At 58.2% G+C, this 20,159-nt stretch carries 16 protein-coding genes; 15 read left to right on the forward strand and 1 reads right to left on the reverse strand.

All coding sequences use genetic code 11. The features are described 5' to 3' along the window. Window positions 1-756: 756 nt before the first annotated feature. Window positions 757-1,647: a DUF8172 family protein gene (locus NOV86_RS22635; protein WP_267644142.1), complete on the reverse strand. Its 891-nt coding sequence runs from the start codon at window positions 1,645-1,647 to the stop codon at window positions 757-759. Window positions 1,648-1,887: 240 nt separating this feature from the next. On the opposite strand from NOV86_RS22635, the gene xseA reads away from it, so the two are divergent. The 15 genes from xseA to NOV86_RS22710 form a co-directional block, all read left to right on the forward strand. Next, complete coding sequence (xseA, locus tag NOV86_RS22640) at window positions 1,888-2,934, forward strand: exodeoxyribonuclease VII large subunit (RefSeq protein ID WP_267644143.1); 1,047 nt, start codon at window positions 1,888-1,890, stop codon at window positions 2,932-2,934. Between the two features lie 2 nt (window positions 2,935-2,936). Continuing rightward, window positions 2,937-3,119 carry an exodeoxyribonuclease VII small subunit gene (locus NOV86_RS22645; protein ID WP_267644144.1) on the forward strand — a complete coding sequence of 61 codons (183 nt, stop codon included), beginning with the start codon at window positions 2,937-2,939 and terminating at the stop codon, window positions 3,117-3,119. Window positions 3,120-3,329: 210 nt separating this feature from the next. After that, window positions 3,330-3,527, forward strand: coding sequence for a hypothetical protein (locus tag NOV86_RS23360; protein WP_368408816.1), 198 nt, complete (start codon window positions 3,330-3,332; stop codon window positions 3,525-3,527). Between the two features lie 174 nt (window positions 3,528-3,701). After that, window positions 3,702-3,947 (forward strand): hypothetical protein, encoded by a 246-nt coding sequence (locus NOV86_RS22655; protein WP_267644146.1) that lies wholly within the window; start codon window positions 3,702-3,704, stop codon window positions 3,945-3,947. A 16-nt stretch (window positions 3,948-3,963) separates the two neighbouring features. Next, window positions 3,964-4,374 carry a DUF7985 family protein gene (locus NOV86_RS23365; RefSeq protein WP_368408817.1) on the forward strand — a complete coding sequence of 137 codons (411 nt, stop codon included), beginning with the start codon at window positions 3,964-3,966 and terminating at the stop codon, window positions 4,372-4,374. Between the two features lie 27 nt (window positions 4,375-4,401). Further along, entirely contained in the window at window positions 4,402-6,135 is a 1,734-nt protein-coding gene (locus tag NOV86_RS22665) for a DUF8186 domain-containing protein (RefSeq protein WP_267644148.1), read from the forward strand. After that, window positions 6,132-6,974, forward strand: a complete 843-nt coding sequence (locus NOV86_RS22670; protein ID WP_267644149.1) for a hypothetical protein — start codon at window positions 6,132-6,134, stop codon at window positions 6,972-6,974. The genes NOV86_RS22665 and NOV86_RS22670 overlap by 4 nt, the downstream gene beginning before the upstream one ends. A 2-nt stretch (window positions 6,975-6,976) precedes the next feature. Then, window positions 6,977-8,038, forward strand: a complete 1,062-nt coding sequence (locus tag NOV86_RS22675; RefSeq protein WP_267644150.1) for a TrbL/VirB6 family protein — start codon at window positions 6,977-6,979, stop codon at window positions 8,036-8,038. A 6-nt stretch (window positions 8,039-8,044) separates the two neighbouring features. Then, entirely contained in the window at window positions 8,045-9,166 is a 1,122-nt protein-coding gene (locus NOV86_RS22680) for a TraC-like domain-containing protein (protein WP_368408818.1), read from the forward strand. Next, window positions 9,159-11,363: a VirB4 family type IV secretion system protein gene (locus tag NOV86_RS22685; RefSeq protein ID WP_267644152.1), complete on the forward strand. Its 2,205-nt coding sequence runs from the start codon at window positions 9,159-9,161 to the stop codon at window positions 11,361-11,363. The genes NOV86_RS22680 and NOV86_RS22685 overlap by 8 nt, the downstream gene beginning before the upstream one ends. Further along, the gene (locus NOV86_RS22690) at window positions 11,356-15,681 is read left to right on the forward strand and encodes a primase-like DNA-binding domain-containing protein (RefSeq protein ID WP_267644153.1); all 4,326 of its coding nucleotides are present in this window, start codon (window positions 11,356-11,358) and stop codon (window positions 15,679-15,681) included. The genes NOV86_RS22685 and NOV86_RS22690 overlap by 8 nt, the downstream gene beginning before the upstream one ends. Window positions 15,682-16,029: 348 nt before the next feature. Then, window positions 16,030-17,277: a phage NrS-1 polymerase family protein gene (locus tag NOV86_RS22695; RefSeq protein ID WP_267644154.1), complete on the forward strand. Its 1,248-nt coding sequence runs from the start codon at window positions 16,030-16,032 to the stop codon at window positions 17,275-17,277. A 214-nt stretch (window positions 17,278-17,491) separates the two neighbouring features. Then, on the forward strand, window positions 17,492-17,830 hold the full coding sequence (locus NOV86_RS22700; protein WP_267644155.1) for a DUF8030 family protein: 339 nt from the start codon (window positions 17,492-17,494) through the stop codon (window positions 17,828-17,830). Window positions 17,831-18,071: 241 nt separating this feature from the next. Beyond that, entirely contained in the window at window positions 18,072-18,563 is a 492-nt protein-coding gene (locus NOV86_RS22705; RefSeq protein WP_267644156.1) for a hypothetical protein, read from the forward strand. Window positions 18,564-19,344: 781 nt separating this feature from the next. Next, a partial coding sequence (locus tag NOV86_RS22710) for a DNA-binding protein (protein ID WP_267644157.1) occupies window positions 19,345-20,159 on the forward strand: 815 nt, incomplete at its 3' end.

Below are 20,159 nucleotides of genomic sequence, written 5' to 3' on the forward strand. Positions count from 1 at the left end.
CCCAATCGCGCTGCGGTATGGCGATTCTAAGAGTGGCATATTCGGGTTACTTAACGTTTCAGTTGGATTCCTTATCAGTTTGTGGGTTCGGCTGACCGAGAGAGTCTGCGTAACCCACGACAAATTCGGCTATGAAATGCGCAACAAGAATAAACCATATATTGCGATACAATTTCTGTTTTGGCCATCCCCTCCTCAGAGATTCACAGTATGGTTTCTACCGAGGACTTAGATTAGAATGGCCTCAACGTCATCGCCAGGCCGCGAATGGGTGGGTACGTGCGAGATGACCATCGGCGTGTGCCTTCTGAGTTGGGATAGTATCTCTGAACCTGTCTCTGACGGAGAATTTATTCGCAGGAGTCTCGTACGAACAGTCAATGCAACTCGCCGGATTTGAGGTCGCGGTTTCCCATACCGAGTGGAGCGAACGGTCGCTCTCAGAGGGGCGCTCGAAGCACCGATGGAGCGGGTAGAGGGAGGAGTTTACCAGCTACCAAGCCATGTCGCAAAACAGGCCGACGGATTCCCAGTTGAGGCGATCGGATTCTCGCAGCGGTAGCTCCATCCAGTCATTAGACAGTCTGGTCATCTCCTCCGTAGTCATGATACAGCACTAGGTTTATACTGATCGGAGCGCTCCCTTCACGTATGAGCCTCGAAGAGACGGTTGATTACCTCGCTGAGGAACTTGACCTCGAGCGAAGTGCCCACGTCCGAGAGGTCGGTCAGTCGGTCGCAGAGCTTCGCGACTGATCAAAACAGGTCTCTGAAATCCCGTTCGACGAGCCCAGACTCCAGATAGTCGATGAACTCCTGCTTTGTCGGCCCCGTTTTCTTGAGGAGATTGTCTCGCTCTGCGCGCTCCAAGACTGCGCGAGCAAACTCTGTACAGTGATCTTCATGCCGAGTGGCGTACGTCGACAGTGCGTCACGCCAGTGCATATCCAGATCGAACTCGTCTAACTGAATCTGAATCCCGTCTTTTCGCTCCACAAGGTCGACGCCAAGCTCTTGCAGTTGCTTGAATCGAATGTTGTTCCGTCGAACAGTGATGAGGCGCTTCGAGTCGACGATATAGGGATCAACCCACTCCTGCCAGGTTTCATCATCGAGGTGAGTGCGAGGCATTTCGAAATCTGGCTCCACACTCTCGATACAGAACTGCAGCATCGCAATCCCCGTCCGATGATTCGCATTCGGCAGCGAATGCCGGAGAATGAGATTTGACATCACCTCACCGGCGACCTGTGGGAGTGGTGCGCCCCACGAGACGTGGTCAAGTGCCTGCCGAATCTTCTGTGGTTCAAACTCCTTGTAGAGGCGGAACTCTTCTTCTTCTCCTCTCACGTCTACAGCCGCTTCGAGCAATTCCACTAATCGAAACGCGACGACCTGCCCCTCACGGGGAAGCTCGGCGATTCGATCGCTGAGCCATTTCTGGTCGAAATCAATCTCGTTTGCTTCTTTGATCTCCGTGTCGCTCTCATAGAGGACGTAGACGGGGGTATCAAACGGATAGCCGATGAGCTTCGTCGTACCGTCCGAATCCTTACGACGGGAAAGAATCTCAGATTGAGAGGCCGAGCTATACTTCAGCGAGAAGTTCTCGGCTTGGGGATGGTGATAGTAGACGACACGAGCCATCTGTGCAGAGGGCTTGGTGATACGTGCTTAAATCAACTCGGCGTTCGCGCAATCAGGGCCCCGGCGCTGCTCTGTCTCGGTATCACAGCTGTCTGAAAGATTGAAGGGTGTTTGGATTTGGAATTACAACTCGATTCAGCCATAGATTCGCTTGGAAGTAGAGTTAGGGGACTTGGTGTCGCAATATCCTCCACGACTGTAGATATATAGTTGTGGAGAGTCAATCAAACGACGGATCAGATGGGAAGAACCTCCGAAGCCGACGCTGACGTGGTCGAACCCTCTAGAGAGATCCTTTCTGTACAGCAGCTCAATCAGCGTATCTCAGACGTCGTAGATACATCCGAACCGCTCCAGGATGTCCGCTGTTATGGTGAGGTCACGAATCTCGGAGGGAGTAGTGCAGCCCTCTACTTCACGCTCACCGACGGCACACACGAGCTTCCGTGTATGCTCTGGCGGAGCCGCTATCGGAACATGGACATTGAACTCGAGGATGGTCTCGAAGTCATCGTTCACGGTGACATCGATTACTGGGTCGAAGGTGGGAAACTCGACATCAAGCCGTGGCGGATCACAGTCGTCGGCGAGGGGGAACAGGCTGCCGCTCTCGAACGTCTCACATCCGAGCTCGAACAGCGCGGATGGTTCGATGACGAGCACAAGAAAGACCCACCACGATTTCCGGATCGAGTCGGCGTCGTCACTTCCCTCCAGGGCGATGCCCGATACGACATTCAGGACTCGGTCCATAGTCGAAACCCCACAATTGACCTCGTGATGAAGGATGCGAGCGTCCAGGGGCCGAACGCGCCGACGTCACTCGCAAACGGAATCCACCATCTTGACCGCAACCAGGACGTCGATTCCATCATCGTGGGTCGAGGCGGCGGAAGCGACACCGACCTGATGGCGTTCAACCACGAGTCCGTCGCAGAGGCCATCTTCACGTCTAACACCCCGGTTGTCGCCGCCGTCGGTCACGCAGAAGACCGGACGATAGCAGGACGCGTTGCGGATCGAAACGCGATCACGCCGACTGACGCCGGTGAGTACGTTACTGCGGACGTGGAGCAGTTCCTCTCTGGCGAGGTGGACAGATTAGAGCAAGAATTGGAAGCTGCCTACGAGTCGTTCAGGCGGGAGTTCGAACACGAAAGAGAACTGGAGCAAGCCGCTGCGGAGGCGGGTGGGCCAACAGGAATGAGCCCAGCCTACTACAAGGCAATCATCGCGGTCCTCATCGTGCTCTTGCTGGTCGTGCTCGTATTGTGGCTGTTCACGTGACCATGGCTAAAGACACAGAGATTTCGGAGAATGTCGAGCGAATCAACACCCTCATCGAGCAGCTGGAATCCGGTGACCATTCGAAGTCCACTGGGGAGGAGCTCTTTCAGGAGGGACAGGGTCGTCTTGCGAAGCTCCGTGAACTCGTCAACGATGGGGATGGCGAGACCATCGAGCTGGACTGACAGACCTGCTCTGGATGGCTTAACCAACGTGGGACGGCACTTCACCAATTTTGTTGGTTAAGACGTGTACGATGCTGTCCTCCAGTCAAAACCTCCCGATCTATTTCTAGCTTAGTAACACTCGTAATATCCAGAAAATGTGCATTTCTCATCCAAATATTCGGTCAATATTTACCACGACTCCGTTGGTGCATACCCATACTCGTACGTATGATAACCCGGTCAGTCACCATCGAAGACATCGATGACCTGTACCTGATGTGGAACGACCACATCGACGCCTCCGCCCTCTATCGCCGTGCTCTCCGGGAGGAAATGGAAGTCCGCGATGTTGACCCCGACGACCTCCGCACCCTCCTCAAATGGGCCCGCGAGCAGAGTTACACGAAAGAAGAAATCGCAAACTAAACCAACCGGTACGCCGATCTGAAAGCACTCGTCGAAGACGGCCATCTCTTTTCACTCTTGGCCCGCCAAGACAGCTTATATTCCAAGATAATAATTTAGAAAACTATTTATCTGCACTTCCTTTATTCTTGTAATATAGCACGGATTAAACCTGTGCTGACCCCACCACAACACATGATAACACGGTCAGTCACCATCGAAGCCATCGATGACCTATACTTGGAGTGGAACGACCATCTCAACTGCTCAGCTCTCTACAGGCGGGCACTCCGCGAGGAGATGCAGCTCCGAGACGTCAACCCGCACGAATTGAGAGACCTGCTCAACCGCGCTCAAGAGCAGGGCTACACGCTCGAAGAAATCGCCGCGGAAACCAACCGAGTCGCCGACCTGGAAGTGCTCGTCAAGGACACAGAGTAACTACAACTGAATCACAATGACACAGCCCGACACTCACAATACAGCAAAATCGAACACCAAACCATCCCACCGTCGAACACTCGCGCGGAAGATCGCAATCAGCACGATCCTCCTGAGTCTCATTGCTGTACAGCCTGTCGCTGCTCAGAACGCAGTCTGTAACGCAGACAAGCTCCCGGGCATGATCGAGGGATTCTTCCAGATAACTACGGCGGTCGGCATCATTGGCCTTGCAATCGTCTGGCAGGCGGACTCTCTCATGAGTATGTTCACGCTCAACCCTGAGCAGAAGAAGGGCCTCAGGCAGCACCAGCGCTCGGCAGTCAAATCCACGATGGTCCTCCTCGTTCTCGGCCCGCTCTACACCACCGCGGGTGGGATGATGGGCCTCCCGCTGGCAGACTGCGTGAACCTCGCTCCCTGGTGAACACCTACCCCCATTATCAAGAGCCAGATGCAGCGAGATACCGCCGTTGTACTAGCCGCCCTTCTTGTGACGAGTCTCGTCGCTGGGATAGTCACGGCCAACCCACCACGGCCAGGAACCGAGGGGAACGGACTCACAGAAAACGAGTCCGCAACCCTGTGGTCCCGAGATGCGGATAACTACATCAGCGAAGCAGAGTACCAGCGACGCTACGGCGAGAGCCGGACAGTCCTGCACGAGCTTGCGAACGGGACGGACATCACGTTCAAGCGACCACCCGCCACTGCCGAGACCTGGTCACGGAATGACTTCACGGACCTAGCACCGGGTGGTGTACAGACATCGGTTCACCCACCGACCGCGAGTCTCACAGATCGGGCCTTCATCAGAGACGCCCATGCCTCCATCTTCGGCGTCCACCCCTCGACGAGAGGGCACCTCGAAGATGGTGAGACACCGCTCTACATCGCACCGAGCGGCACGCTCCGCGGCTTCGTCGATTACCGGGTTCGCGTGCCCAACAGGACCACCACCAACAATACGACAATCCGGTGGTCGCTGACTGACCACGCTATCGAGGAGGTGCGACTTACGAAGGACGGGCAGACCATCGCCCAGTCGAGCGGTGACCACACACCCGAGTTCGACTACCAGATCGAAGACGACTGGAGTACCACGCTGGCTATCGAGGCAGACATCGATGTCGAGTTGCAGCGAATCAACAGGACGACGGTCGGCAACGAGACCAATGTCACTGTTCGCTACTACGACGAGACGGTCACCGTCTCCGATTCAATCGATGTCGAAGTGTACGACCTCAAAGCGTACCCACACTACGCAGAGTACCCCAACGGGGATACCGGCGTCTCGATGTTCCAGACACGCCCCTGGCAAGGCTACACGCTCTCTGAGGATGGGACTGCGAGAGTTCGGGGAGTCTGGCGATTCTACACCGCGCGAAACACCGACTGGGATACCCTCGTACAGTCGACTGAGCGCAGTAGCAACACAGTCACCTCGGATGCAATCCCAGTGTACGTTCACGCGTATCCATCGCGAATCGGTCCACGAGCCGAGCCCGTGCTCGATGGTCCTGAGATACTGAACGTCTGGGGCCAATCTCGCCCGTCTCCTGCTGGGAGCATCGGCGAGAACGTCCACATCGAAATCGTCGAACAGGAGTACACGACCTCCTATGGGCTTGCCGTTCGGACAGGCCCACTCAACCGTGAAGACATCCACGTAGCCGGCATCGTTCGTGGTGTCAACGCTACCATCGTCGAGCCCGACTCCGGGTCGGAGCGCCAACTTCGAGAGAGCAACCTCACCGCGGAGGTCATCGAAAAAACGGATTCAGCAGCGACCGTCCGAATCGAGCTTCGGGACAACGAGACTGGCGCACCGATCGCTCTCAGAGAACACCCGCGTCTGGACCCTATCGGCGGCCGTACTCGCGACGGCTACATCACGATAGGCGAGCAGCGAGTCGAGACCAACGCGTCGGGCGTTGCCATCCTCACGCTCCAGCAGACCGGGACATACACTGCTAGATACCATCCAGGGTCATGGCTCAGTCACGACCCGGCGTACGTGAGTGACACGGCCTCCGTCCGCTGGAATCCACTCGGGACTCCCACCTGGTGGTTCGACCTCCTCTTTGGGGTCAGCTGGCGGTTACTCCCGTTCTTCGTCACCTACTACGCAGGGACACGACTCCTGCGAATATTCTTCCCAGAATACGTTTTCGAGAAACTTCCATGACGCACGATACCCCACGAATCAGTAGACGCACCGCCCTTCGAACAGTCGCCGGCATCTCCAGTGCTGCAGTCGCTGGCTGCCTCAGTGGCGAAGAAGAAGCAACAGGCACGCAGAGTAGCTCAACTTCGGGTCCCGACGAGCAGAGCCCGCTCAAGCGAGTCGGTGTTGACGGGACTGCCCTCGTCGTCGAGTTCGCTTCTGAAGCAGAGGTGGACCAGGTCAACCTCATCCAACCCGATGGGGAACTCTTCGGGACGCGAGATGCGCCAGCTGGCGTTGAGCAGGTGTCCTTCGAACTCGGGACTTCGTACACGCCTGGAGAATACGAGATTCTGGCTCTCAGTGAGGAAGAGACGATTGCTGAGACCTCTTTTGAGATTCGCCCGAAGCTCGAGATTCGCGAGGTTGGCCTTTTCCGGAATCACCCGGAGAAACCCTGGGACGAGGTCTACGGCGAGAGCGAGACGAATCGTATCAGGAACGGAGAAGCGTTCGTTACAGTAGAGAATTCAGGAACTGGCCCAGAGGCAGTGGTCGAACTTCGGTTCGCAGGAGGGGTGCCTAATCCAATTGAAAACCCACGAGGTAGCGGGATTCATGAGAAAGAGCAGGTTATAGTTCCCGCTGGGGAGTCCCTTGATTTGTACAGTAATTCATTCCCGTTCGGTGCGGAGATTGGGAAGGATGGCTTGGGGTGTTCTCAAGATGGGAACAGTGGTCAGTTCTCTGTGATTACCGAGACCCGCGTCGACAATGACGATTCTACGAAGGAGTTCAACGTAGAATACTCTGGTTCCGAGGACATGAGCGACTGCGATGTAACGATTAGCGAGGTGTAGGGATGCCGGATCTTATCGATGTCGTACTGGAGGGATTCAAGGACATCGTAAAGTGGGTAGTTGGGCTCTTCATGGAAGGTCTTCGGACAGGATATGAAACCTTGTCTGAAGCAATGTTCGGGACCCCGACGCCAGAGACCGATGGGGCGTTCATCTTCGGTGAACCAACCAACTTCCCTTGGCCAGCTCTAAGAGAGGCAACGGTCGGTGGAGAGGTCATGCTGATTTCTTTACTCCTTCTTGTAATGAGCGTCCAAGGGAGACACGCTGTTCGCATTTTCAATATCGGAACCACATACGAGGCCAGAAAGACAAAAAAGACGGCCTGGGCAGGCGCATTTCTGATTACCACTTGGTATTGGCTCGGCTCACTCACCCTGTATCTCGTCGATGGGTTCACAATCGCACTGATGCCGAACATCTCATCTCTAACCGATATCATTCTCGGCTTTCTCGGAGCTTCTCTGAGCAATCCTGTACTTGCCCTCATTTTCGCATTTATTGGTGGAATCTCGATGTGGGCACTCGAAGCGCTGCTCTACATCCGTGAGATTCTTCTCTACGTCTACCTCTATGGGATGCCGATTGCAATTGCACTCGCATACGGAAATCTCCCCGTCGTCTCCGATATCGCGATGGGCTTCTGCAAGCGATTCGTCCCTCTCGCTGTTCTCCCACTTCCGTCTGCGATGGTATTCAAAGGATACGATCTGCTCTACGGGGGCGGGACGTTCACACCACCCTCCGCGTTCCTGAAATACCTCGTCGCTGCCTCCCTCCCACTGATCTCGCTGTTCATCACCTGGAAGACGTTCAAGTATGCGACGCCGATGACGGCGAAAGTCATCGGCACGGCCTCTAGAGGCGCGGTTACCGTCGGCGCTGTCGCAGCCGGAGCATACGTCGGTGGGGCCAGCGTCGCGACGACCGCAGCCCGCTGGGGGCCAAAGGCAGCAGCAGGCCACGTCGTCGCCGAAAAAGCTGCCTCACGAGCCGAGAGCGGAGACGAAGAGACCAGCGCACCGTCGTACCGCCGAACCGAGAACGACCCCGGATTTTACTGACCACACATGTCGACAGAGACAGACAAACCTGAACGACGTATCATGGACGAATTCGGTGAGGAGAGCCACATTCCCTACCTCAACATCGAGGAAGGCGACGTGGGTGTCCTTATCGCGTTCCCGATACTGGGCCTGTTCGCTGCAGGCTTTCTCGGAATCGAATCACTCGCACTTCCACTCGTCGCCACCGGCCTTGGCTTCGGCGCGGCCGTGATTTACGTCACGCCGAGTCACCTGAACGCCTGGACGTGGCTCTCGGATGTCTACCGATACCTGAAGCGACCACGGACGACGCTCAGTGCGCCAGCAGCGGAGGAGAGCGTCGACAGCCCACTCGCCCGCAACGAAGGCGGGCTCGCGAACTACACGCCATTCAAGCCGGACGAACGAACGCAGGACCTCACGCACGTCGAGCGGGCGTGGCCCGGCGCTGGAGCCATCCAGCGCAGTGACGGAGCGATGGAGGCTTTCATCGAACTCAGGCCCGGCAACATGGACTTCGCCATGTCCACAGACTGGGCACAGCTCCAGGAGGCTGGTGCCGACTTCGCCAACAAGGAACTCGACGCGAAACTCAAATTCCACGCAACCACCCGCTCGTTCCCGGTCGACCGAATCGTCGAGAACATCGAAGACCGACTCACCGACGAAGACGTTACACAGAACCCAGTCTTCCGTGAACTCCTCGAAGAGTATCGCGAGACTCGCCCGAGAGAGATGCGCGACCGGGGGACGCAACAACTCCGGTACTACCTCGGTGTGGAGGTCAGCCCGCTCGAAGTCTACAACCGTCATCAAGATGAGGCCACGCCGGCTGAGAAACTGACGAAGTTCCCCGTTCTCGGGTTCCTGTTCAACCCGTTCGTCACACGCCGCGAGGATTTCACGGAGGTCGAGAAGCGCGCGAAGATGTTCGAGAAGCTCGACGACCGTCTGGGGGACATCCGATCGGAGTTCGTGCAGAAAGCCCCAGGGTGGTCCGCACGGCGGCTCAGTACGGTCGAACTGTTCGTGTTGACGATGGACTTCTGGAACGGCGAAGAACACGACTACGACGATGCAGCGGCAGTCGTCCGTGATCAGCCACTCATCGGTCAATCTTCTCGGGAGGAGGGTCGCGATGAATAGCCTCGTCCTCCAGACCAGTGAGACACCGGTCGACCAGCTTGCCGAGTGGCTACTGAATCCCACGAGTCTCGAAGGCGCTCTTCTCTATCTGCTTGGAGTCACCATCCTCGGAGTCGTTGGGAGAACGCTATCGAACCGATTCAATGACGACGAAGACGAAGTAGCGGAGGTAGAATTCTCGGATGTACTCGATGAGGAGACGCTGGCAGCAGGCGCTACTGAGGGGCAGATCCTCGACGACATCGCAGAGTCCCACAAGTCGGTGATTGCCCCGGCAGCAATCGAGTGGGAGACTCGCGCCGCCCATGTGGGCGAGCAGTGGACGAGAACGCTCTACATTGCAGACTATCCAGACTACCCGAGTGATGGCTTCCTGAGCGACCTCTTCGAACTGACCGACGTCCAGTTTGACCTGACGGCCCATCTCACACCGAAGAATCAGGACCGGGCACGAGCGGAACTACAGGAACTCGCGGATGATCTCCAGGTCGACGCCGACCTCGAACAGAGCGTGCGGAGCGCCTACCTGCAGGCGCGCGCCAGTGAAGCCGCAGAGACCTACACCGTCGTCGAGGATGGCGCACGGGTGTTCGGCCTTGGGATGTTCATCACGGTCCGGGCAGACGACAAGGAGGCCCTCACGGAGTCGGTTCGGAAGATCAAGAGCGCGCTGCGTGACGATCCGGCGAATCTCACGCCGAAGACCGCCATCTGTCGTCAGGACCTCGCCCTGCAATCTGCCGCTCCGATTGGCACGAACGTCTTCGAGCGCGAGTCCATCGCCCTCGGCGGGGCCATTGGAGCATTGCTCGCCTCGCCACATAACGCGACAATCCTTGAGGAAGGCGGCGTGGAGTTCGGCATCCACAAGGACAACCAGAGTCCGGTCGTCATCGACCCCTTCGCCCGTGAGAACGGCTACGCCATGTTCACCGTCGGCGACACCGGCTCAGGGAAGTCGTTCGGGTCGAAACAGAACTTCATCCGCTCAATCGAGCAGAGCAAGGACCGCATCGGCATCATTCTCGAACCGCTGAACAACTGGGCTGGCGTCTCAGAGGCACTCGGTGCTAAGCGGATCACGGTCGGTGGGACACGCGGGTTGAACCCGCTGGAGATTCGTGAAACCCCAGAACACGTCCAGCGTGCGATGGGTGACGACGCCAGTCCGTTCAACGAGAAGCTCGACGACTCGATGAGCTTCCTTGCGAACTTCTTTTCGCTCCGCGGTATCGAACTCAAAGACCGGCGAACCACGCTCGAACTCGGACTGCGTCACGCGTATAAGCAGAAGGGCATTTTCGACGACATCACGACCCACGGCAATCCCAGCCCGACGATTCGGGACATGATGGACGTCTTCGAGGAGATGATTTCAACACCTGAGGAGTTCGTCGTCCGCTCCAATGAGGAGGCACTGAAGATCCGGAACGACGCGACGTGGCTCCTCGACCAGCTCCGCCCCTTCGAGGCGGAAGGTCGGTATGCCAACTTGGGCAGGGAATCAGAGTTCAACATACGGGACGAGAAGGTCATCTATCTGGACCTCGCCCAGCAGGAGGGCAGCGTCGACAGCAGCACCGCGCTGACGATGCAGTTGCTCATCTCGCTGGTGTACGAGCGCGCGAAGGAGACAGACAAGGAGGTCGTGTTCGTCATTGACGAGGCTCGCTACATCATGCAGAACGCAGCGAGCCTCTCGTTCCTCGAAACCGTGTTCCGGCATCACCGCCACCACGACCTCTCGATTCGGCTGGTCACGCAGACCGTCGACGAGTTCTTCCAGCACACCGAATCCGAGGCAATCATCGACCAGTGTGCGGTCAAGCAGTTCCACCACCTGGATGGGATGGACAAGGAGTGGGCGAACGAGTTCGGGATGAACTACGCCCAGATGCGCTACGTTCAGGACGCTGTCCTCGGGAGCGAAAAATCAGGGTTCTCGGAGGCACTGGTTGGCGTCGACGGCGAGTGGCGTGGCATCAAGGTCACGGCGATGCCCAAGGAGAAGGCAGTCATCGACTTCGATCCAAGCGAGGAAACCTCTGAGGCCTTGCCCGGCGCTGACCGAGATAGCGATGAGGGGGAGGTCGAAACGTTCCAAGACGAGTTCGTCCAGGACTCGACGGAGAGCGGAGACACCACTGTTTCCGCTGAAACTGACGGCGGATCGATGACGGTGAGCGACGATGCGTGAATACCTCCGTGTCACTCCGACCTCAGGAGAACTCACGGCCACCGGGATTCCGGAAGCAGTTGCGAGTCTCCACAACCTGCGGTCGAGTGAGTCACCGGGGCTGCTGCATAAGCTCAACCCGTTCTATTCAGTCCTGCCGCCGAGTTTTGAGTTCCTCATCATCAGCGAAGGACCGGACGAACCAGTCGAGTTCTACTACGGTGCCGACGAGCACCTCGACACGCTCGAAGCTCGGCTCCGATCTATCTACCCGTCACCGTTCGACATCGAGCCGGTCGAGATCGACCCGGCGACCAAACTGATTCCGCCAACCGAGTACAGCCGTGATGAGTTCGCAACGGCAGTCGAGAATGACGACCTGCTGTACGAGTTCGATATTGGGGAGCAACGGACAGCGGAGATGGCTTCCACTGTCGACGAGACGTCCGTCGGAGACACCGGCGAGGAGGCATCCATTACAGACGGTGGCGTGGCCGCTGGAGAGCAGAATACCTGGGTCGACGTGGATGACACGGAGATTCGGGTTGACCCCCCAGAGTCGTGTCCCGAGTATGGGCCACTGACTGCGATAGAGCGACCGACGTTGACCGCCGATGGGACGGTTCTGGCCCGGCCAGCTCTCGATACAGTCCAGCCGATGGGTGTCCGATGGTTTGGCAGGGCCGACAGGGAAGAGGACTGGATGACGACGCTCACTCCTTTCTCAGAGGCCTCGGGTGACGAAGACAGTGGGAAGGTCACAGACGCACCGCTGGCGACGCTCATCGACCACCTGAATGACACCGAACACCCGATCGCATTCCAGGCCGTCTTCGAGCGCCGTGATGACTGGACCAAGGCAGCGGACAATCGGACGACTTCCCTCGAACAGGGGATGGACACCTGGTTCCAGAAGTGGCTCGGTGACGGCCTGACCTTCTACCAGGACTCCACCGACGACCCCGAACGGCTGATGACAGCCAGTGCGAAAAAACGAGTCAGCCGCATCGAAGACAAAACCCCGAGCCGGACGTTCAGCGTGAACCTCCGGGCGGTCGCTGTTCCAGCCGACGACCACGATTCGAGGCTGTTGGATTCCCGAATCAATGCGCTCCGGTCTACCTTCGGTCCGGTCGATGGCCCCTACTACAGCCTCGTTGGAAAGCGGCTCCGAGACGCCGGATGGCGACAGAAGACCAAACAGAGGAATTCCCGAAAGGAGCTGAAGCGACTTCTGGACCGAGAGCTCGTCATGGACACGGGGAAGACGCGACCCGACCTCGTGTTGAATGGCGACGAACTCGCGAACTTCCTTCTCGTCCCACCGGCAGAGCAGCTCAGCATCGAAGGCGCGAGAGGGACCCGTGCCGAACAGCAGAGCCGAAATCCACTGCCACGGCCCAACCAGGACATCATGCAGGAACTCCGTGACGGGATGTCGATTGGGTATGCTCTCGACGAGAATAGCCAGCCAGAAGACGTTCCGACGAGGGTTCCCCCGGGGATTTTGCCAACGCACTACCTCCGGGCAGGGTCAACTGGGGCAGGCAAGTCAGTCGCGATGAACAACGACATGCTGTCGCTCGTCGCCAACACGGAAGGACCGGTTTTCTTGGTCGACCGCAAGGGCGACGGGATGGCGGAGAACTTCATGCGGGCGTACGCCCGGCGCTTCGGCATGACTGCTCTCAGGGAGAACGTTATCCACTTCCGGATACCGGATATGCTCCCCGGGTTCTCGTTCTTCGACCTCGAACCTTCGCTAGCGAACGGACGAAATCGGACCGATGCCGTCCAGCGCAAGGCCGACCACACCGAGGAGATCCTCCGCCTCGCGATGGGTGCCGACGCCTACGACAGCGCGAAGGTCGCACCCACGCTCATCAAGATGCTCGTCAAGCTGATGTTTGACGAAGAACACGGCCGCGAGCACGGCCACTACCGGGAGTCGGCGGACTACTTCGAGTTCAGGCACCTCCACCAGGTCATCGACCAACTCAGGCAGGCTGGCCCGCCACAGGTCGACCTCAGTGAAGCCCCGAAGTCGAGCAATGAGGCGGTCACCCGGACGATTCGCCGCCAACTCCAGCAAGACCAGCAGTCGTTCACGACGCTGATGAACGGGGTTTCGAATCGACTCGACCCTATCTCCCTGGACGACCGCCTGCGGCCGATCTTCAACAACACCGAGAACAACTTCGACTTTCGTGACCTCCTCGCCGAGAATAAGGTCGTCCTGTTCGACCTTGGCGACCTCCGTGACGAGGCCGCTCGCCTCATGACAGGGCTCGTCCTCACCAACCTTGAGGACGCGATTCAAGAGCAAAGTCTAGACCTCGCGATGTACCCTGACGACTACGTCGTGAACCTGGTCATCGACGAGGCAGCATCGGTCGTGGTTTCAGATATCATGAACAATATGCTCGAACGCGGGCGCAGCTTCAAGCTCTCCGTTGGATTGTCGATGCAGTTCCCCGAACAGATGGAGGCCGCAGGTGGACGGAAGATGTACCTGAACACGCTGAACAACATCGGGTCACTCCTCGTCGGGAAAATCAACGTCGACAGAGAACTCGCCCGGGCGATGGCTCACGAGGAGATGAGTCCGGAAGAGTTCTCGAATCGGATCCGGTCGCTCCCTCGTGGTGAATGGATTGCCAGCCTACCGAGTCCGACCTTCGGTGAAACTGGGCCGTATCCATTCAGCCTTGACCCGCTCCCGATCCCTGCGGGTCACCCCGAGAGTGACTCCCCGCTCACCGAGCGTGAGGAAGAACTGTTCACTGAAACACTCACAAAGATTCACGACCGGGCTGTCGACGAGTACGGTGTCGCCGAAGATGCAGCACCCACGACGCAGACACCCGAAGAACTGCACGAGGTTCTCGACGTCGATACCGACGAACTGGATGTTGCCATCGCTAAGATTGTTCGGAGTGTTCAGCTTCGGGAGAGCGTTCGCGAAGAGAACGGGTGGGTGTCGGTCGAAACGGTCGACGGCGACCTTCGGCAGTTGTTCGAGGACGTCGACGCAGATGTGCCGTCGTACGACGAACTGACCACTATTCGACAGCGGTCGAGGTTTTTGGAGACCACCGTGGACATCGACGCCGACGAGATCGTGATTCGACTCACGGAGGCAGGCGAAGAGATTGCAGAACCCGACACAGGGGATGTCCGAGCAGCCGGTGGGAGTGACCACGACGCCGCCCTGCTGGAGATCGAGGAGGAGCTCACCTCGCTTGGGTTCACCGTCACGATTCTCTCGCAGGACGGGAGCGAGAAACCCGATGCACGGGCGACTCATCCCGACCTGGAAGAGACGTTCGCCATCGAGGTCGAAACGACGACGCCCGAATACCCGGTGAAGGTTCTCACGAACTTCCGGAAGGCACAGGAAGCAGAGGAAGTGCCGCTGTTCGTTGTCCGACCTGGGAGTGAGAAGACGGACTGGGCCAAGCGCGTTGACGGGATTCTCAATCCTCCCGTACGTGAACTCGACGATGGCAGCATCCAGTTCTACACGACTGATTCGACTCTCACGTTCAACGGTGGTGCAACAGAAGAAGGCGGCGTGACAGCTGTTCGTCCGAGGACCGAGAGCAACGACACGAATCGTAGTGTCTGGGTTCAGGACGAGGGTTCAATCCACCTCCGTGATGGGACTGGGACGGAGCATCTCCGGGTAGACTCCTTCGATGCGGTAACGAAAGACCGAGTGCCGGCGATATATAGCTATGACCACGCCAAGGCCGAGTACCTCGTTCATGAACCAGGCGAGACACATACCTATGGGTCGAAAGCAGATTTTGAAGCTGACTGGGCCCGCATCAACGCGCCGTTCATCCCTGCTGAGGAACTTCCGAATCCCGAGTTCGGGAACGACGCGTACGGCATCGTAATCCTTCCTGAGGAGGGTGAACCAGTGGTCTGCGATTCCGGGGCGACGGAGCCGCTCCGGACACTCCTGGATACGTCGTTCGTCGTCGGTCAGCGCGAAGATAGCTTCGAGATGGCTGAACAGGAGGAGGCTCAAAGTACCCCAGCGCTCCCATCTGCAGACGAGGATTGGAAGGACGACGCGGATGCTGCAACCGGGCGGTTCGCTTCGGAATATCTCGTTGAAGCCGAAGACGAATCAGTCACTTCTCCAGTGGTGTACGAGCTGTACGAGGAGTGGGCGGAGTCGCATAATCTGGAGCCAGATTCGAAGGGTTGGTTCGGTCGACGTTTGAAGAAACACGTCGATTTCGAACCGACAACTATGAGACAAGACGGATTACAGGTACGGTGCTACGAAGGACTCACACTTCGTCGAACGGAGGTCAGTGATGAATAGCGAATTTCCCCATTTTGGGCGTGCTCAAACCAGTGTACAGCATTTCCAGCGACCGGAACAGACCACGGTCAATTCGCACCGGGGGGATTTGGAAAAACGCAAGACATCGTCCTGTTACAGCATTCGACTGAATGCATTAACAGACGGTGCAGTCGAGGATTTTGCGTTAAATGCGTTACAGCGTCCATTCACGGGTTGTACTGCTTGTCCCGAGGGGCTGTTAACGCAAAAACCAACTAATATTGGATGGGGGGTCCCCGTTGGGACCCAGGTTATGGATTGGGCTGCGCGAAACAGGGCAGTTTGTCGCGACTCTACAGAGGCGAAAGTCATGTCAGGTGAGACTATATGAGTGGAGACTCGATTGTCAATGCGAGTGCGATTCCGACCGTGCTTCGGCAGGAAGCGCAGTGGGTATGCTGGAAGGAGGAACGGCGCGATGGGAGGTTGACAAAGATTCCGGTCACGCCGGGGACGGGGTCGTTCGCGTCGTCGACGGACGCCGAAACGTGGGCGGACTTCAGAACGGCACTCGCGTTCGTGCAGAAGGGGCGGGCGGATGGGATTGGGTTCGTGTTCACCGAGGAGGACGAGTTCGTCGGGATCGACCTGGACAAGTGCCGTGACCCAGAAACAGGTCGAGCAGAGGAAGACGCACGGGACATCATCGATCGGCTGGACTCATTCACTGAGGTTTCGCCTTCGGGGACGGGCTACCACGTGCTCATCAAAGGCACGCTTCCCGACGGGCGGAACCGTCGGGGGAGCGTGGAACTGTACGACAAGGCTCGCTTCTTCACCGTGACCGGGGACCACGTCGACGAAACGCCTGCACAGGTAGCACGTCGTCAGGACGCCCTCGTGGCGATTCATCGCGAATACCTCCAGGAAGACGAACCGGACCAAGAAACCGGACAGGACGCTACTACAGAGGACAGCACGGACACTACAGCCACACCCGCCGTTGACCTCGACGACAACGAGCTACTCCGAAAGGCGAAGAATGCCTCGAACGGCGAAAAATTCGAGCGGCTCTGGAACGGGAACATCCTGGGCTACGACAGCCAGTCGGAAGCCGACATGGCGCTGTGTTGTCTACTGGCGTTCTGGACCGGCGGCGACCGAACGCAGATGGACCAGTTGTTCCGCCAGTCCGGGCTGCTCCGTGAGAAATGGGACGAAGTCCACTACGCCGACGGGTCGACGTACGGCGAGAAAACCGTCGAGCGTGCGATCTCGCGGACGTCGGAGTACTACGACCCAGGCAAGAGTGGAAGATCGGTTGAGACTACCGAGCCGCCAGCTGCGACGGACACCGTGGATACGGGCAAGGAGAACGCGTACCTATCCGAGAAGAACCAGCTGCTGGCCGATCGTGTGGCAGCGCTCGAAGCAACGCTCGAAGAGAAGGACGAGCGGATTGAATCGCTCGAAACCCAGGTGGAGCGGCTACAGGCAGAACTCGAATCCCGTGACAGTGAGACAATTCCTGGGGAGCGTACAGAAACTGGTTCCAACACCGATGTACAGCAGAAGACGCAGGCCGACTCTCTGCTCTCTCGAACGAAGAAGCTACTCGGTCGAGACGGAGAGTGACGCTGGCTGTACTGTAGAAGTCTGTGAATGCGCCGCTGAGATTTTTTCGCCCCGTCAGGGGTGACGGGGACCCTGAGATTCCCCGAGAATGACCATGCAAACCAATCGACAGCGGCGGCTGAACCGTGGCACCGACAGCACACCAGACCAAACAGACGAAACACCTCGCCCCTGGGCGCAGCTCTCTATTTCGGTACCGAACGAGCGAAACAACATGTCCATCGTCACCTTCGTTGAGTGCGTCCTCGTCGAACTCACCCACGAAGACGTTGGTGCAGAGTACGTAGCGTCGCGTCTCTGGGGAAACAATCGGACACAGTTCATCGCAGACGAGACCGGAGAGACGTTCGAAAAACGGTGCTATGACAAACGGGCCGGCTGGTACGAGACGACTATCAGCCGCCAAGAACTGCGGGAAGAACTGGTGGACAGGCTTACCCGGTCGAATCCACAGAGTACGATTCCGCCGGATGGGGAGACAGTGGACGTATTCGATACCTTCAGCGTGAAGCCGGTGGGGCAACTTCGCCGTGACTATCCTTCGTTTCTTTAACCAACATTGGCGACGGGTTCTGATTCTGTTGGTTAACATAGCTTACTTTTAGCGGTGCGACCCCGCCAACAACACGAACGGACGGGAACAGATGGCTCCACCTGCTGGCGATGGAAGGAATCCTGCCCCCATCGACCGACCCAATCACTCGAGTTTTGATAGTATCGACGTGACCGATGTAGAGGGCTGGGTCTGTCAGTGCAGGGTGTCTATTTGGCAGAAGCGTGCGAAATCAGGCACGATGCCCTCCAGAGATATTTCGGCAACATTCCGGTCGAGGATTCAGGGTTATCTGAGGTTGCGTGTGCTGGCCGTCTGGAGCACACTCACGCTATTGATTGTCGCTTACGCGTACATCTCTGTGATGCCCAGCGTTGCGAGGAAGGGTATCCTGGGTCGAGAACTGATTTTCCCACTTCCGTTAGCGCTTCTCGGCCTCGTTGTTGGCGGCCTCGTGTTCGCATCGTGGTACCGTCAGCCCCTGTACGCAGTGGGGAGTATGGTTTTTCTCGGATTGGCGGTGGTGCCGTTCCCTCAAGCGTGTCTTGGCGTTGGATGCAGCGGTGTCGAACGTCTTCACGTGTTCTTCGACTGGTCGATGTTCGGTCCCGCAGTGAGTGCCTCATTCGACACGGGACGATGTGCGTATATCTGTCCCTATCGCGTGTCACTTCTCCCGCTGGGTGTCGGGTACGTTCTCATCGGGAAGATGCTTTCTCCCACAAACCAGTGACAATCCGGCCTACCATACTCGCACTCTCGGTCTGTCACTGTATCTTGATTCAGGCCGGAAGTAGAACACCTCGAAAGCCCCCGCACGCTCACCGTCTGTGTCTCGCTGCGCTCCTCGTTCCTGCGGTGCTTACGTCGTCTCGACTGGCGAGCGCACGGCCCCTTTCAATCCCGCCCAAGTGACTGCTCGAACACCGTCGCTTCCAGTATACCAGCTCGAACGCGAACGACAAGTCCCGACATCGGAGTCCAGCGTTTGCCCGCTCTTCGTCGACGGCACGCCCCGCTCGCCGCTGCCGCCCTCCGCATCGCTCGCGACCGACCATTCCGGGCATGCGGCGAGCAAGCTCGCCGTTCCGGGCCAGGCTCGCTCCCTGCGGTCGCTCATGTGCCTTCGGCGCCAGCGGGTAAGCCCGTCGGTTGCGCCCCTCGCGGGCTTTCGCGTTCCAGCGCTTGGTGCCGGAGCGCTCGCCGAGTCACGACCGCCCCGCCTCGGCGAGCGCACCGACAGTCGCCCTGAACACGGTCCCGCAGTTCGGGCCGGACCGAGAGCGGGCTTATCCCGCTGGACGCTCGCTACGGGCGGGTCGGCGCGCGGTTCTGGTAACTTGTTCTCTTCTGGCGCGCTCTCGCTCGCGCCCCAGGGGACGCGAGCGAAGGCGCAAGCGAGAGCGCGCGATGGATGAGTTGGTCGTCGACGAGAGCCAGGGCTGGAGAGTCGTGGTGGTCGGGAAAAGACGCCGAGTGAGCGCCTTCTGCGGTAATTCGGATCAGAACTACCAATGTATAATAGCAACAAGCTCAGTGAAGAAGGTTCGGTTCCAGAACGATACAGAGACCCCACGGATGCGTACGTGGTTGAGGAGACGCCGACGCTCGAGGCGACTGTGGAACTGGAGATCCAAGCGAAGGTGGACTGCAATCACCCCGACGTGAACCCGGAAGCGATGACTCTCGAAGCAGAGGAACGGATGGTGGCGCGCGAGCTGGAGATAGGGCGAACGCGAGAACGGTTGGATCGGTCACAGGAGTCGACTCGTGAGGCGGAGTGTCGAACCGACGTAGAAGCGCAGGCAGCGACGCTGGAGGGCGTCTGGGAGCCCCAACCCGACCCGAGAGAGAAGCTCAGTCGCGAAGAGCTGGGGAAGGTGAACGAGAAGGCGGCGAAGATTCACAGTCGCATCGAACACGGCAGTTCTAGGGCAGCCATCGCCAGGCAGTTGGCAGAGCGCGTCGCAGACGGTGGGAGCGTCCTGAGCGCAATCATTGCCGTGAGTGAAGCCGAGCGTGACCGGCCTGGTACCATCGTCCCCATCGCCAGTCTCAAAGACGTGCAGCGGCGCGAGGTGAGTATTCAGGGTCGTGTGAAAACGCTGTGGGAGCCTGCTCACCCATCGATTCAGCAAGTCGGGCTCATCGAGGACGAAACTGGAACGACGAAATTTACGTCCTGGGTCAGGAGCAACGCGAAAATGGTCGAAGAAGGTGAGCTCGTTCGGATGCGGAACGTCGCGAAGAACTGGTATCAGGGGCGCGTCTCGGTGGCCGTGACGGGCTGGTCGCGGCTGATCTTCCCCGAGCGCGGCCGGTGGTGGGA

The organism is Haloarchaeobius amylolyticus, assembly GCF_026616195.1.
GTDB classification, from domain to species: domain Archaea; phylum Halobacteriota; class Halobacteria; order Halobacteriales; family Natrialbaceae; genus Haloarchaeobius; species Haloarchaeobius amylolyticus.